The 13,952-nt window shown below is 70.9% G+C and carries 15 protein-coding genes; 4 read left to right on the forward strand and 11 right to left on the reverse strand.

Going from position 1 to position 13,952, the window contains the following annotated elements:
- Window positions 1-2: 2 nt before the first annotated feature.
- Window positions 3-1,022, reverse strand: coding sequence for an SGNH/GDSL hydrolase family protein (locus OP79_RS25435; RefSeq protein WP_033323181.1), 1,020 nt, complete (start codon window positions 1,020-1,022; stop codon window positions 3-5).
- 147 nt (window positions 1,023-1,169) lie between these two features.
- On the opposite strand from OP79_RS25435, the gene OP79_RS25440 reads away from it, so the two are divergent.
- Entirely contained in the window at window positions 1,170-2,561 is a 1,392-nt protein-coding gene (locus tag OP79_RS25440) for a cystathionine beta-synthase (protein ID WP_033323183.1), read from the forward strand.
- A 345-nt stretch (window positions 2,562-2,906) separates the two neighbouring features.
- Here the strand turns inward: OP79_RS25440 and OP79_RS25445 are convergent, their stop codons facing one another.
- The 5 genes from OP79_RS25445 to OP79_RS25465 form a co-directional block, all read right to left on the reverse strand.
- The gene (locus OP79_RS25445; RefSeq protein ID WP_078492004.1) at window positions 2,907-3,335 is read right to left on the reverse strand and encodes a hypothetical protein; all 429 of its coding nucleotides are present in this window, start codon (window positions 3,333-3,335) and stop codon (window positions 2,907-2,909) included.
- 78 nt (window positions 3,336-3,413) lie between these two features.
- On the reverse strand, window positions 3,414-4,346 hold the full coding sequence (locus OP79_RS25450) for an ABC transporter substrate-binding protein (RefSeq protein WP_033323187.1): 933 nt from the start codon (window positions 4,344-4,346) through the stop codon (window positions 3,414-3,416).
- A 12-nt stretch (window positions 4,347-4,358) separates the two neighbouring features.
- A complete protein-coding gene (locus OP79_RS25455; protein WP_033323189.1) occupies window positions 4,359-5,021 on the reverse strand; it encodes an ABC transporter permease in 663 nt (220 codons plus the stop codon).
- A gap of 4 nt (window positions 5,022-5,025) precedes the next feature.
- Window positions 5,026-5,676: an ABC transporter permease gene (locus OP79_RS25460; protein ID WP_033323191.1), complete on the reverse strand. Its 651-nt coding sequence runs from the start codon at window positions 5,674-5,676 to the stop codon at window positions 5,026-5,028.
- Window positions 5,673-6,716: an ABC transporter ATP-binding protein gene (locus OP79_RS25465; protein ID WP_033323291.1), complete on the reverse strand. Its 1,044-nt coding sequence runs from the start codon at window positions 6,714-6,716 to the stop codon at window positions 5,673-5,675. Before OP79_RS25465 ends, OP79_RS25460 begins: the two co-directional genes overlap by 4 nt.
- Before the next feature lie 143 nt (window positions 6,717-6,859).
- On the opposite strand from OP79_RS25465, the gene OP79_RS25470 reads away from it, so the two are divergent.
- From OP79_RS25470 to OP79_RS25480, 3 genes are all read left to right on the forward strand, one after another.
- Window positions 6,860-8,461 (forward strand): aromatic amino acid ammonia-lyase, encoded by a 1,602-nt coding sequence (locus tag OP79_RS25470; protein WP_051744910.1) that lies wholly within the window; start codon window positions 6,860-6,862, stop codon window positions 8,459-8,461.
- Between the two features lie 20 nt (window positions 8,462-8,481).
- A complete protein-coding gene (locus OP79_RS25475) occupies window positions 8,482-9,354 on the forward strand; it encodes a MurR/RpiR family transcriptional regulator (protein WP_033323192.1) in 873 nt (290 codons plus the stop codon).
- Window positions 9,355-9,489: 135 nt separating this feature from the next.
- Entirely contained in the window at window positions 9,490-10,074 is a 585-nt protein-coding gene (locus tag OP79_RS25480) for a hypothetical protein (RefSeq protein ID WP_033323194.1), read from the forward strand.
- Window positions 10,075-10,111: 37 nt separating this feature from the next.
- Here the strand turns inward: OP79_RS25480 and OP79_RS25485 are convergent, their stop codons facing one another.
- The 5 genes from OP79_RS25485 to OP79_RS25505 all read right to left on the reverse strand — a co-directional run bounded on the left by OP79_RS25485 (window position 10,112) and on the right by OP79_RS25505 (window position 13,869).
- Window positions 10,112-11,476, reverse strand: coding sequence for an APC family permease (locus OP79_RS25485; RefSeq protein ID WP_033323196.1), 1,365 nt, complete (start codon window positions 11,474-11,476; stop codon window positions 10,112-10,114).
- A 101-nt stretch (window positions 11,477-11,577) separates the two neighbouring features.
- Window positions 11,578-11,952 carry a roadblock/LC7 domain-containing protein gene (locus tag OP79_RS25490; RefSeq protein ID WP_033323198.1) on the reverse strand — a complete coding sequence of 125 codons (375 nt, stop codon included), beginning with the start codon at window positions 11,950-11,952 and terminating at the stop codon, window positions 11,578-11,580.
- A gap of 14 nt (window positions 11,953-11,966) precedes the next feature.
- Window positions 11,967-12,569 (reverse strand): roadblock/LC7 domain-containing protein, encoded by a 603-nt coding sequence (locus tag OP79_RS25495; protein ID WP_033323200.1) that lies wholly within the window; start codon window positions 12,567-12,569, stop codon window positions 11,967-11,969.
- 38 nt (window positions 12,570-12,607) lie between these two features.
- A complete protein-coding gene (locus OP79_RS25500; protein ID WP_033323202.1) occupies window positions 12,608-13,474 on the reverse strand; it encodes a hypothetical protein in 867 nt (288 codons plus the stop codon).
- Window positions 13,471-13,869 carry a hypothetical protein gene (locus OP79_RS25505; RefSeq protein ID WP_033323204.1) on the reverse strand — a complete coding sequence of 133 codons (399 nt, stop codon included), beginning with the start codon at window positions 13,867-13,869 and terminating at the stop codon, window positions 13,471-13,473. The genes OP79_RS25500 and OP79_RS25505 overlap by 4 nt, the downstream gene beginning before the upstream one ends.
- Window positions 13,870-13,952: the final 83 nt, after the last annotated feature.

Below are 13,952 nucleotides of genomic sequence, written 5' to 3' on the forward strand. Positions count from 1 at the left end.
ACTCAACCGCCGGAGGCCGGCGCCGGATCACTGGCCGGCACCCGCCGCCGACGCCGCCGCTTCAACAGCGCCCAAGGACCCCGCGGCCCCGTGGGCATGGCGGCAGCGACCTCCGTGCCGGCCTCCGACGCCGCCTCCGCGGCGGCCCGGGCCACCGGCAGGAACCCCTCGCGGCGGGAAGCGTCCGGACGCTCCTCCTCCGCAGGCCAGAGCCCCAGCGCGGCGCACACCGTGGGAAGCATCGCCATCGCAGCGGTCGCGTACCCCTCCGCCGAGGGGTGGTAGTTGTCAGGCCCGAACAACTCACGAGGATTGGCCGCGAACTCGGGCCCCAGCAGGTCACCCAGAGACACCGTCCGCCCGCCCTGCTCCACCGTCCCGATCGTCTGCGCCGCCGCCAACTGCCGCGAGGCCCGCCGGGCCAGCCAGCGCAACGGCTGCTGGACAGGCTCGATGGTGCCCAGGTCGGGACACGTACCGACGACCACCTCCGCCCCGGCGGTACGAAGACGACGTACCGCCGCGGACAGGTGCCGGACCGACTGCGTCGCAGGCATACGGTGCGTGACATCGTTCGCGCCGATCATGATCACGCATACGTCGGGGACCCTGTCCGGGTCCCCGAGTGCCAGGACGACCTGGCGATCCAGGTCGTCCGACTGGGCGCCAGGCAACGCCACGTTCCGCAACGACACCGGCCGCTCGGCCACCGCCGCAAGCCCCGAGGCCAGCAGCGCGCCCGGCGTCTGGCGAGCCCGGTGCACACCCTGCCCCGCGGCCGTGGAGTCCCCGAGCATGGTCAGCCGCAAGGGGGCACCGGCGCCGACGTACGCACGCCCGTACAGTCCGTCCGCGCTGGGCGGATGCGGACTGTGGCCGTTCCCCACCTGCCGCTTCGCCAACTGCACCTCGGCCAGCACAAGGCCGATCGTCGCCGCGCCCAGCAACCCGATCCCACCGCCGCCATACGCCGCGCCCGCCGCGATCCGCCGTGCCACCCTCGCCCTCGACAAGCTCGACATGCGAAGCCGCCACCTCCTTCAAACCCGTACACCCACTGCTTGCCCCGCCGAGGCTGTCGGCCAATCTCAACACAGCGTGAACGCCCGGTAGGGGGCTTACTCTGACGGAACCACCCCGACCACTTCTTTTAAGCTCCGGAGACAACGGTGCAATTCCACGACTCGATGATCAGTCTCGTCGGCAACACCCCGCTGGTGAGGCTCAACAGCGTGACCGCCGGTATCCAGGCGACCGTCCTCGCGAAGGTCGAGTACTTCAACCCCGGCGGCTCCGTGAAGGACCGCATCGCCCTGCGCATGATCGAGGCCGCGGAGGAGAGCGGAGCCCTCAAGCCCGGGGGCACGATCGTCGAACCGACCAGTGGGAACACAGGTGTCGGGCTCGCCATCGTGGCGCAGCAGAAGGGGTACAAGTGCATCTTCGTGTGCCCCGACAAGGTGTCCACCGACAAGATCAATGTGCTGCGCGCGTACGGCGCCGAGGTCGTCGTATGCCCGACCGCCGTGGACCCCGAGCACCCGGACTCGTACTACAACGTCTCCGACCGGCTGGTCCGGGAGACCCCCGGCGCCTGGAAGCCCGACCAGTACTCCAACCCGAACAACCCCCTCTCGCACTACCACTCCACCGGCCCCGAGCTGTGGGAGCAGACGGAGGGGCGGATCACGCACTTCGTCACCGGGGTCGGGACGGGCGGCACCATCTCCGGTACGGGGCGGTATCTGAAGGACGCGAGTGACAGCAGGGTCCAGGTCATCGGCGCCGACCCGGAGGGGTCCGTGTACTCCGGCGGATCCGGGCGGCCGTATCTCGTGGAAGGCGTGGGCGAGGACTTCTGGCCCACCGCCTACGACCGCACCGTCGCGGACGAGATCGTCGCCGTGTCCGACAAGGACTCCTTCCAGATGACGCGACGGCTCGCGAAGGAGGAAGGGCTGCTCGTCGGCGGGTCGTGTGGGATGGCCGTCGTGGCGGCGCTGGAGGTGGCTTCGCGGCTCGGGCCCGACGATGTGGTGGTCGTGCTGCTGCCGGACAGTGGGCGCGGGTACCTCAGCAAGATCTTCAATGATGAATGGATGGCCGACTACGGCTTCCTGGAGGACAGCGGGCCGAGCGCGCGTGTCGGCGATGTGCTCAGCGACAAGGCGGGCGGTTCCATCCCCTCGCTCGTCCATATGCACCCGGACGAGACGGTCGGGGAGGCAATCGAGGTGCTGCGCGAGTACGGCGTCTCGCAGATGCCGGTCGTCAAGCCGGGCGCCGGACACCCGGACGTGATGGCCGCCGAGGTCGTCGGCTCGGTCGTCGAACGGGAGCTGCTGGGAGCCCTGTTCAGCAAGTCGGCTTCCCTCGAGGACCCGCTGGAGAAGCACATGTCGGCGCCGCTGCCGCAGGTCGGCTCCGGTGAGCCGGTGGCCGACCTGATGTCCGTACTCGGGGCGGCCGACGCGGCGATCGTGCTGGTCGAGGGCAAGCCGACCGGGGTCGTCAGCCGTCAGGACCTGTTGTCCTTCCTGGCGAAGAGCAACCGGCAGTAGGAATTCCGGTGAACCACGCGTGCCGGAGGGAAACTTCCGGCACGCGTGACCCGTGCGGAACTTCGCGGAAGTGGTACGAGCGCGTCACGTCCGCGCAGCACCGGCTTAACACGGGTCCGGCACTGTTGTGGATGTCGGCAAGGGCGGGAGCGGCTCCCCGCTCAGGCCGACGCCGAACGGCGCCAAGGACCTCCGGAGCGGCTCCCGGACCTCCATGGACGCCATGGACGCGCAAGCCCGGCCCTGACCCGGCCCGCGTCCCTCGCGGGGACCGCCGTCGTCCCGCCCCCCTTTACAGGGGGTGCGGCGGTCCCCGCGAATAGCTTTTTCTACGCGCGGTGGGGCTCAGTCTTCCCAGTCCGAGTCCGGCTTCTTCTTGCCGCGGCCGAACAGTGGGGTGTGGCGGGCGACCTGGACCACGTTGACACCCACGATGCCCGTCCAGGCGATGAGGAGGCCGGGCAGGTCCGCGACGCCTCCGCCGATCGCGGACAGGGGGATCGCCAGGACCAGCGAGACGATCCCGAAGCCGAAACGCTCGCCCCAGGAATCGTTGGCCTGCGGGGAACGTGCGCCCCGGGCCACCACCATCTGCTGTTCCGCGACCTGTCGTCGCACCCGGCGCTCGATCGCGCCGTCCATGCGCTGCTCGACCTTCTCCAGGAAGGAGTCGACCAGCGCCGAGTCGTACTCGTCGCCCAGCTCCCTGCGCGCGTGCAGGGTGGCGTCGAGTTCCTTTTTGAGTTCGGCGTCGCGGGCATCCATACCGGTCATGTCCTTACCGTAAGGAGCCCGCGCCCGCTTGGCACTGGGGTTAGCCCCCCTGTCCGCGCTGGGCCGTACCCCCGGCCGCTACGTCGTCAGGCCCTTCTTCTCGGCGTACGCGTTCGCCACGTCCTCGGGGTCCTTCTTGTCCTTGTCGACCTGGCGGTTGAGCTCGGTGAGATCCGCGGTGGTGAGGACGTTGCCGAGCGCGGCGAGGGCCTTGCGGACGGTCGAGTCGGCCCTGCGGTCGGCGATCAGGGGGACGACGTGCTGGCCGGGGATCAGGTTCTTGGGGTCGGTGAGGACGACCCACTGGTTCTCCTGGATGTCGGTGTCGGTGGTGAAGAGGTTCGCCACGTCCACATCGCCCTTCTTGAGGGCGCCCTTCACCAACGGCCCCGAGGAATCAAGGGACTTGAACTCCTTGAACTCCACCCCGTACACCTCCTCCAGGCCCACCACGCCGACCTCGCGCGTCTTCACCTCGGGCGCGGCCCCGAGGACGAGCCTGCCGTTCTGCTTCTTCAGGTCGGCGAGGGACGCGAGGCCGTACTTGTCGGCGGTCTCCTGGGTGACGACGAACGCGTCGGAGTCCTCGGCCATGCCGTACGGCAGCACCTGGAGCCCGGCGGGCAGGGCCATCGCGAGGGCGTTCTGCATCTCGCCCTCCTCGGTGGCCTTCGACTTGGGGTCGACGTAGTGGAGGAGCGCGCCCTGGTACTCGGGGAGCAGATCGATGTCGCCGCCCTTGATGGCGGGGATGAGGATCTCGCGGGTGCCGAGGTTCGGGCGGACGGTCGTCTTGACGCCCGCGGCGTCGAGTACGGCCGCGTAGAGGTAGCCGAGGACCTGGTTCTCGGTGAAGTTGGCGGTGCCGATGGTGACGCCGCTCTTGCTGGAGCCGCCGCCGCTGCCGGCGTCGCCCTCGCCGTCGAGCGAGGTGATGCCGCTGCTGCAGGCGGAGAGGACGGGGACGGAGGCGGCGGCGAAGAGGCCGCCGAGGAGGGTACGTCGGTTCATGGTGCTGGGCTCCTAAGCCGGGCGGTGGCGGAAGAGGGCGCGCTGGAGGGCGGAGAGGGCGAGGTCCAGGGCGACGGCGACCACGGCTACCAGCACCGCGCCGCCCAGCACCTGCACGAGGTCGCGCTGGGCGAGCCCGTCGAACACGTACCGGCCCAGGCCGCCGAAAGACACGTACGCGGCGATGGTGGCCGTCGCCACCACCTGGATGAGTGCGAGGCGCAGGCCGGTCATGATCAGGGGGAGCGCCAGGGGCAGCTCGACCTGGAAGAGGACCTGGTGCCAGCGCATGCCCTGGCCGCGCGCGGCGTCCTTCACGTCCGGGTCGACGGCGGTCATGCCCGCGTACGTGTTCGTCACGATCGCCGGGACGGCGAGGGCGACCAGCGCGACGTACACCGGCCACATCGACAGTCCGCTGGCGAGGAAGACCAGTACGACCAGGCCGACGGTCGGGAGCGCGCGGCCGAAGGACGCGAGGTTGATCGCGAGGAACGCGCCGCGTCCGGTGTGCCCGATGAGCAGGCCCAGGGGGAGGGCGATCGCGGCGGCCACGAGGGTGGCGAGGAGCGAGTACTGGAGGTGTTCGGCGAGGCGGTGGCCGATGCCGTCGGAGCCGGACCACTGCTCGCCGCTGACCAGCCATGCGCCGAGGTTCTTGAAGAGTTCGTACATGGGCTCAGGCCGCCCTTTGCTTCCGGTGGGTCCATGGCGTGAGTACGTACTGGAGGGCGACCAGGAGCGCGTCCGCGACCAGTGCCAGCAGCAGGGTGAGGGCGACGCCGACGATCACCGGTGTGGGGTAGTTGCGCTGGAAGCCGTCGGTGAAGAGCTGGCCGAGGCCGCCGTCGCCGATGTAGGTCGCCACGGAGACGAGCGAGATCGACATGACCGTCGCGATGCGGACGCCCGCCATGATCACCGGGAGCGCCAGGGGGAGTTCGACGGTGAGGAGGGTGCGGAAGGGGCGGGTGCCCATGGCCTTCGCGGCCTCTTTGGTCTTCGCCGGTACCGAGTCGAGGCCCTCGACCGTGTTCCTGAGCAGGACGACGAGGGTGTAGATCGTCAGGCCGATGACCGTGGTGGTGCGGGTGAGCCCGCTCACCGGCAGCAGGAGTACGAAGACCGCGATCGACGGGATCGTGAACAGGACGTTGGAGAGGCCGAGGAGGAGGCCGCGCAGGGGGCGGATCCGGTGGGCGACCACGGCCAGCGGGAGGGAGATCAGCAGCCCGAAGAAGACGGCGGAGAGGGCGGCCTGGAGGTGGGAGAGGGTGAGGGTGGTGAGGTCGTCGGTGTGGTCGCCTATCCACGACCAGTCGATGGTCATATGGCGGCGCCCGCTGTGCTGTGGGTGCTGTGCGCCTCGCCCGCGTGCTCGTGGATCTCGGCGCGGGAGGTGACGCCGGTGAGGGCGCCGTCCGCGTCGACACGCGCCACGAAACCGGTCGGGGAGGCGATGGACTCGTTGAGCGCGGCGAGCAGGGAGTCGGTGTCCCGCAGCGGTCGTACGGGGATCTCCGCGTCCTCGGTGCGCCAGGCCTGGGGCCTGCGTGCCTCGTCCAGAACGAGTTCCCAGGTACCGCCCTCGGGAGCCGGGCCCCGAGGCACGTCCGCGAGCGTCGTCAGCGACAGCAGCTTCAGCCCCCGCTCGGCGCCCAGGAAGTCCGCGACGAAGTCGTCCGCCGGGCGGGCCAGCAGTTCCGCTGGTGCCGCGCACTGGACGAGGTGGCCGCCGGTGCGGAAGATCGCGATGCGGTCGCCGAGCCGTACCGCCTCGTCGACGTCGTGCGTGACGAAGACGATCGTCTTGCTCAACTCCTTCTGGAGCCGGATCAGTTCGTCCTGGAGCTGGGTGCGGACGACGGGGTCGACCGCGCCGAACGGCTCGTCCATGAGGAGTACGGGCGGGTCGGCGGCGAGCGCACGGGCGACGCCGACGCGCTGCTGCTGGCCGCCGGAGAGCTGGTGCGGGTAGCGCTTGCCGGCCTCGGCCGTCAGGCCGACCGTCTCCAGGAGCTCCGCAGCCCGCGCCCGAGCCTTCCTGCGGCCCCAGCCGAGGAGCAGCGGCACCGTCGCGATGTTGTCGAGCACCGTGCGGTGCGGGAAGAGGCCCGACTGCTGGATGACGTAACCGATGGAGCGGCGGAGTTCCGCGGCGTCCTGTTCCAGCACGTCACGGCCGCCGACGCGGATGGTGCCGGAGGTCGGGTCGACCATCCGGTTGACCATGCGCAGAGTCGTCGTCTTACCGCAGCCGGAAGATCCCACGAGGACGGTCACGCCGCCTTCGGGCATCTCCAAGGAGAGGTCGTGCACCGCCGTGGTGCCGTTCGGGAAGCGCTTGTGGACCGCATCGAACTGGATCATGTGGTGTCCCTTGCCCGGCATGCATATCGTCATGCAGAGTTCTTGGTGTCTGAATAGGTTGTCAACACTCCGACGTAAAACGCCGGTTACGGATGACCGCCAGGCAAGATCGGATGTCTGAGTTTGAGGGGAGTTCGTGCGTGATGTCGTCTCGGATCGTGGATGTGCCGGGGGCCGCAGACTCGGACTCCGGTGCCCTTACGCCCGGTCTGGTCGTCCTCGACGGGTACGGCACCGGCGTCGCGGACATCGTGCGCCTCGCCGACGGAGCCGCCCGGCCCGTCCCCGGCACCGAGGCGATGAAGCGCGTCGAGGAGTCCTGGGACGCGGCGCGGCGGATCGCCGCGACCGGGCGCGTGTACGGCCGCTCCACCGGCGTCGGCGCCAACCGGAACGAGGACGTGCCGACCGAGGCGGCCGCCGGCCACGGTCTGCGGCTGCTGCGCAGCCACGCCGGGTCGATCGGCGCGGAGCTGCCCGCGCGGCAGGTGCGGGCGATGCTGGCCGTACGTGCGAACCAGTTGCTCGCGGGCGGCGCGGGCCTGCGGCCCACCGTCGTCACGGCGCTGTGCGAGGCGCTGGAGACCGGGGCGTATCCGGTCGTGAACGAGTTCGGCTCGGTGGGCACCGGGGACATCGCGGCCCTCGCCCAGGTGGGGCTTGCGCTCGCCGGGGAGCACCCCTGGCGGGAGGCGGAGCCCGGGTGGCGTACGCCGGGAGCGGGCGGGCCGGGAGTGCATGCGCCGGGAGCGCGCGGGCCGGGGGTGGGTGCTCCCGAGGCGCAGCCCCTCGACAACAACGACGCGCTCGCCCTGATCAGCAGCAACGCCCTCACCCTCGGCCAGTCCGCGCTCGCCCTGCACGAGCTGCGCGGGCTGATCGGGGCCACGCAGGTCGTCGCCGCGCTGTCCCTGCTCGCGGTGGACGGCTCGCACGAGGCGTACGCGGCGCCCGTGCACGCCGCGCGCCGGCATCCCGCGACGGCCGAAGTGGCGCGCCGAATGCGGGAGTTGACCGGCGCCGCCGACCGCCCGACACCGCCGCTCGGGCGCCTCCAGGACCCGTACGGATTCCGCTGCCTGCCCCAGATCCACGGCCCCGCGCTCGACGCCGCCGACGCCCTCGAAGAGGTGCTGACGGTCGAGATCAACGCCGCCGCCGAGAACCCGCTGATCTGCGCCGAGGACATGGCCGCCTACCACCACGGCGGCTTCTACCAGGCTGGGCTCGCCCTGGCCCTCGACCACTTCAGGCTCTCCCTCACCCAGGTCGCGCGTCTGTCGACATCCCGCCTTTCGACGCTGAACGAGCCCGCCTACACCCGCCTGCGCCCCTTCCTCGCCGACCACGAGGCCGCGTCCTCCGGCGTGATGATCCTGGAGTACGCCGCCGGGGCCGCCCTCGGCGATCTGCGCGCCTTCTCCGCGCCCGCCTCGCTCGGCCACGCTGTACTCTCCCGAGGCGTCGAGGAGCAGGCGAGCTTCGCCTCGCTCGCCGCACGTCAGACGTTGCGCACCTGCGATGCGTACCGTCTGGTCGTCGGCTGCGAACTCGTCGCCGCCGTACGGGCCCTGCGGCAGCGCGAGCTGCGGCCGGACCCGGAGCTGCCCGTGGGCCGGGCGCTGGAACTCGCCGAGTCGGTGCTCGACGCGGACCAGACCGACCGGCCGCTCACGGACGATGTGACGGCGGCGGCCGTACTGCTCGACCGGTTCACGGACATCTGGAGGGGGAGCACGGCATGAGCGTGGACAGGGATACGGGCATGGACCGAGAGGCGGGCGTGGACAGGAGCGCGAAGGTGACGGACAGTTCTGCCGCGCGGCTGCAGGCGCTCTTCGAGGGACACCGGCTGACCCCGACGCAGCGGCGTATCGCGCACAGCATGGTGCGGCGGGCCGCCGACGTGCCGTTCCTGTCGAGCGTCGAACTCGCCGAACTCGCCGGCGTCAGCCAGCCCTCCGTCACCCGCTTCGCCGTCGCGCTCGGCTTCGACGGCTACCCGGCGCTGCGCAAGCACCTGCGGGAGGTCGCGCCCACGGAGCCGGTCGCGGACACCGCTTCCTACAACGAGTACCAGCAGGCCGTCGAGGCCGAGATCGAGAACCTGCGGCATCTGGCCTCCGTACTGGCCGATCCGCGGCCGGTGGAGCGGGCGGGGCGGCTGCTCGCGGCGTCGCGTCCGCTGCCGGTGCTCGGGCTACGGGCGGCGGCCTCCCAGGCGTACGGCTTCTCGTACTTCGCGGCCAAGGTCCATCCGGACGTACGGCTGCTGCACGAGGGCGGCACGATGGTCCACGACCGGATCGACTCGGCGGTGCGGGCCGGGGCCACGGCTCTGCTGTGCTTCGCGCTGCCGCGCCATCCGCGCGAGGTCGTGGACACCCTGGCGTACGCGAAGGAGGCCGGGCTGACCGTGGTGACCGTCGCGGACTCGGCGTTCGCGCCGGTGGCGAAGGCGTCGGACCTGCTGCTGCCCGCCGCGGTCGGTACGGGGCTTGCCTTCGACACGGCCTGTGCGCCCATGCTGCTCGGGCGGGTGCTGCTGGAGGCCATGTGCGACGACCTTCCGGACGCGCAGGCGCGGCTGGAGGAATTCGACGGACGGGCGGCTGCGCGGGGCTTGTTCGTGGAGTAGAGGGCTTGTTCGTCGAGTAGTCGGCTTGTTAAGACTCGTCTCACCTTCGGTCGCTAACCTGCGCGGCCGAAGAGACTTCCGGAGAGATTGCCGAAGAGGCTTCGGGCCTTCGGACGAGGACGAGGAGGCGGGAAGGTGACGCGCGGAGGTCAGGGACTGGCTCGGGTGGCCGTCGTCGTGCGGGCCGGTGCCGTGCCGCTGTGGTGGCTGGGCGTGTTCGCGGCGGGCATCGGTGTGCTGGTGCCGGGTGTGACCGGGCGCCGGATCGGCGTGATCGCGGGGGCGGCACTGTTCCTCGTCACGGCGGCCGTGGTGGCGCTGCTGCGCAGGAAGCGGTACGTCGCCCTGGCCGAGGGTGCCGCCCGTGCGGGCAAGCACGATGTCCTCCAGGACCGTGCCGTGACCGCGCGCAACTGGCGCCGGGGGCATCGCTGGTGGTTGCTCCTCGCCTTCCTGGCCGCGCTGGGCAGCGCGTTCGCGGTGCCCGCGGCCGGGGGCATGCTGCTCGCGGGGGTGGGGGTCGGGCTTCGGCTGAAGGCCGCGTGGCTGGGCCACCTCGAGCGCGGCTCCGAGGAATTGTTGTGGGTGCGCGTCGACTGGCTCAGCCGTGGGGCGGGTGCCCCGGCGGACAAGCGTGTGAAGGCCTACCGGGCCACGGGTATCGCGGCGGGCGACGCCGCGCCCGGTGGGGCGCGGCGTCGGGGTGGCGTGCTGGTGTAGTGGGGCGGCTGCCGCTGGGTGGTCGCCCCCAGCCCTCTTACTCCTCGCCCCGTACCCGGAGCACCACCTTGTTCACCGCCCACAGGGCCACGCCGATCGCGAGCAGTACCGCCGCGCGGATGTAGACGTCCGCCGGTCGGTCGGCCAGGGGGCTGGCCAGGATCAGGGCGGTGATCGCGCCCAGGACCGGAAGGAACGTCGGGGTGCGGAAGTGGGCGTGGTCCACGGGGTCGCGGCGCAGGACCAGGACCGCGATGTTGACCACGGCGAAGACGCACAGCAGGAGGAACGCCGTCGTGTCGCCCAGGCCCTCGATCTCGCCCGTGGAGACCAGGCCGATCGCGAGCACGGTGACGAAGACGATGCCGACCACGGGGGTGCGGCGGCGGCGCAGGACGCGGCCCATGCCGCGGGGCAGGATGCGTTCGTTGGCCATGCCGTAGCACAGACGCGAGGCCATCATGATGTTGATCAGCGCGGAGTTGGTGACGGCGAACAGCGCGATGAGCGCGAAGAGCTTGTGCGGGAAGTCGACGCCGCCCGCCTTCACGACCTCCAGGAGCGGGCCGCTGGATCCCTCCAGCACCTTGTAGTCGACCAGGAGTGACGATACGAGTGCTACGAGGACGTAGATCGTGCCCGTCACCGCCACCCCGATGAAGATCGCCCTCGGGAAGGTCCGTACGGGATCCTTGGTCTCCTCCGCCATGTTGACCGAGTCCTCGAAGCCGACGAACGCGAAGAAGCCAAGCGCCGTGGCCCCCAACACGCTGGTGATCAGGGCGTATCCGGTGCCGCTCGCCTCGAACTCGCCCAGCCGGGACGGCTCTCCGTCACCCGTCAGCACGGCGTACGCGCCGATCGCGAGGATGATCGCCAGGCCCGTCAGCTCGACCAGGGTCAGGACGACGTTCGTCTTCACCGATTCCGAAACGCCCCGCAGGTTCAGGCCGGCGAGGAGCAGGATGAAGCAGATCGCGATGAGTGTCGGCGGGAGTGCGTCTCCCGTCAGCTCGGAGAGATAGTCGCCGCTGAAGGCGCGGGCCGCCGCGCTCGCGGACGACAGGCCCGAGGCCATCACCATGAAGGCGACGATGAAGGTGAGGAACGGGACCTTGAAGGCCTTCTGTGTGTAGAGGGCGGCTCCGGCCGCCTTCGGGTACTTGCCGACGAGTTCGACGTACGACGCCGCCGTCAGGATCGCCACGACGAAGCCGATGACGAACGGCAGCCACAACGCGCCGCCGACCTTCCCCGCGACGGCGCCGGTCGTGGCGTAGATGCCGGTTCCGAGAATGTCGCCGATCACGAAGAGGACCAGCAGCTTGGGGCCGATGGCGCGCTTGAGGCCCGGTTCCTCGGCGGGCGACTGCGCGTCGGCAGTGGATTTCGCGGTGGACAAGAGAACCTCCCCCGGTCGGTGATCCGTCCGGGGGAGTTCTGCCCGGTCGTGTGTCCGGGATGCGTGCGGGTTCGATTCTCAGAGGTTCATCTGAGGTTCCGTCAGACCTCCAGGTCCGCCTCGATCTTCTTCAACTGATGGCGCGCCATCGCCAGGTTGGCGCGCTTGGAGTCGAGGACCAGGTAGAGGAAGAGGCCGTTGCCGCCGCGGCCGGTGAGCAGGCGGATCAGGTGGTACTGGTCGGAGAGGGTGATCAGGATGTCCTCGATCTCGCCCTTCAGGCCGAGGTGTTCCATGGTGCGGAGCTTGGCCCGTACGACGTCGGTGTTGCCGGCGGCGGCGACGTTGAGGTCGAAGCTCTTGCTGCCGCCCAACGTGCCCAGCGCCATGCCGCTGGTGTAGTCGACGAGCGCGGCTCCTGTCGCGCCCTCGATGGAGGCGAGGGCTTCCTTCAGCGTGGTTTCGGTGTTGGCCATGGTGTGACGTCCTCTCAACTCTCGTTGGTGGTAGTGGTGTTGGTGGTCGTTCGGTTGGTGGTCCGCCCGTTGGTCTGTGCGGTCTGTGCGGTCTGTGCCGTCCTTGCGGCCTGTGTGGTCCGTGCGGTCCTGGCTCGCGTGGGCTTTGCGGGGCGCGTCGGAAGCGCGGACTTGTCCGTGGTCGTGGAGGTGGCCCGGGACTGGACTTTGCCCACGGCGGTACGCGGAGGCGGTGTCGCCCGGGCCGTCGCGGCGTCGACCAGCTCGCCGATGCGGGTCCCGGCGCGGCGCCCCTCCAGGTGCAGGCGTCCGACGTTGACCCGGTCCTGCGCCAGCAGCGTCAGTACGGCCGAGGAGCCGGCCGAGTACGTCGCCACGTAGCCGTTCGTGCCGCGTACGAGCAGTTCGCGGAGGTCGCCCTGCCCGGTGGCGTCTGTCAGCCGCACGGCGACGCCCAGCGCGGCGGCGGTCAGTGCGGCCAGGCCCTCCGGTTCCACGCCGGGCGTGTCCTGGGCGATGACCAGGCCGTCGACGCTGGCCGCGAGCGCGCCGGTCAGCTGGGGCACACGGGCTCGTAACCGGTGGAGTTCGTCGAGGACTTCGGCCTCCGCCGCCATGAGCAGTCTCCTCTCGGCACGCTGTCGCAGCGCGCGGATCACAGGGCCTCCAGGGCGTCTCTCACGCGGCGCAGCAGAGCGACGTCGGGGTCGGCCGAGGACTGGGTGAGCAGGGCTGACGCGGGGTCGAGGGCGGGAGGCGGCTGCTCGGGTGCCGGGTCCGCCTGGGGTGGTCGGGAAGGTCGGGATGGCCGGGGTGGCTGGGAAGCCGTCGTCACGATGCCCGCCGTGGCCAGCCTGCGCAGCTCGACCAGGGTGTGGAACGCGGGGCGGCCCAGGGCGAACGAGATGTCCGCGGCCGTGCGGACCCCGTTCACCTGGTCGAGTACCGCCTGCTGGCGGGCCGGGACAGGTGGCTCGGCGGCCCGGTCGGCCCGTATCAGCGGGGCGGTGTCCGTCGCCGGGTCGGGCCAGATGCGGTGCAGCAGCTCGCGGCGGCGCAGGGTCTCGCGCTCCAGCGCGGCCACCGGCACGGGACGCACCGGCCCGAGCCAGTGTGCGGCCCCGTACCGAAAGCGCGCCGGGGCGCCGGAGGGCCCGAGAACGAAGTACGCCGCGTCGAACAGCGCCGCCGCATGGCACAGTTCCAGCGCACCCTCGGTGACCCGGCCGCTGTCGACCAGGAACCGTCCGACCCTCCCATCCGTCCCCGCCCGCGCGACCGCCTCCCGCCAGACCTCGGCGTCCAGTACGCCGCCGGTGGCGAGCAGCACGTCGAGGCCCGGGCTCTCGGGGCTCTCGGCGTACGTGACCTGGCCGTCGGCGAGATGAAGCGAGCCGCGCTCACGCAGCAGTACGCCGGTGGCGCGCTCCGCGGCGAGCCGGCGCAGCATCGGGGAGACACCGGGACCCACTGATCGGCGCCGTAGGGGCAGGCGGGGCGCAGGTGTGCTGACCACGGTCATCCCAGCACCAGCCGTCCGGCCATCTCGCCGAGCCGAATGCGAGCCAGCGCGAGGTTGCCGTCGGAGCGGGCGAGCCACAGGTGCAGAAAGACGCTGCTGTCGAAGCTCGTCGCCACGAACCGCAGGACGTGGTACGTGTCGACGTTGCTGACGATCAGGTCCTCGACAGGCGGGTCCTGGCCTGACTGGTCAGGGCCCGCCTCCGGCGCGAACGCCCGGTGCTCCGCCGCGAGCCGCGCCAGCTCCGCCGCCTCCGCCGCGGTCGTCTCGTGGTCACCGCCCGGGGCGTCCCCGACCGTGCCCAGCGCCAGGCCGCTGGTCCAGTCGACCACCGCGGCGCCCAGGGCACCGGGCAGCCTCATGGCTTCCAGCAGACACTCGTCGATTCCGGGCACCTGGGCTCCCCTCCCGCCTCGGGTACGGCTGAGTGACCACGAAGCTACGCACCGTGTGCGCTAGAGGTGAGAGTTCTGGCATT

This window comes from Streptomyces yerevanensis, assembly GCF_000716805.1.
Taxonomy (GTDB): domain Bacteria; phylum Actinomycetota; class Actinomycetes; order Streptomycetales; family Streptomycetaceae; genus Streptomyces; species Streptomyces flaveus.

What these genes read in the sequence shown, in the direction of transcription:
- OP79_RS25435 (WP_033323181.1), bottom strand. Translation starts at nt 1,022, where the DNA reads ATGTCGAGCTTGTCGAGGGCGAGGGTGGCACGGCGGATCGCGGCGGGC.
- OP79_RS25445 (WP_078492004.1), bottom strand. Translation starts at nt 3,335, where the DNA reads ATGACCGGTATGGATGCCCGCGACGCCGAACTCAAAAAGGAACTCGAC.
- OP79_RS25450 (WP_033323187.1), bottom strand. Translation starts at nt 4,346, where the DNA reads ATGAACCGACGTACCCTCCTCGGCGGCCTCTTCGCCGCCGCCTCCGTC.
- OP79_RS25455 (WP_033323189.1), bottom strand. Translation starts at nt 5,021, where the DNA reads ATGTACGAACTCTTCAAGAACCTCGGCGCATGGCTGGTCAGCGGCGAG.
- OP79_RS25460 (WP_033323191.1), bottom strand. Translation starts at nt 5,676, where the DNA reads ATGACCATCGACTGGTCGTGGATAGGCGACCACACCGACGACCTCACC.
- OP79_RS25465 (WP_033323291.1), bottom strand. Translation starts at nt 6,716, where the DNA reads ATGATCCAGTTCGATGCGGTCCACAAGCGCTTCCCGAACGGCACCACG.
- OP79_RS25470 (WP_051744910.1), top strand. Translation starts at nt 6,860, where the DNA reads ATGTCGTCTCGGATCGTGGATGTGCCGGGGGCCGCAGACTCGGACTCC.
- OP79_RS25475 (WP_033323192.1), top strand. Translation starts at nt 8,482, where the DNA reads ATGGACCGAGAGGCGGGCGTGGACAGGAGCGCGAAGGTGACGGACAGT.
- OP79_RS25490 (WP_033323198.1), bottom strand. Translation starts at nt 11,952, where the DNA reads ATGGCCAACACCGAAACCACGCTGAAGGAAGCCCTCGCCTCCATCGAG.
- OP79_RS25495 (WP_033323200.1), bottom strand. Translation starts at nt 12,569, where the DNA reads ATGGCGGCGGAGGCCGAAGTCCTCGACGAACTCCACCGGTTACGAGCC.
- OP79_RS25500 (WP_033323202.1), bottom strand. Translation starts at nt 13,474, where the DNA reads ATGACCGTGGTCAGCACACCTGCGCCCCGCCTGCCCCTACGGCGCCGA.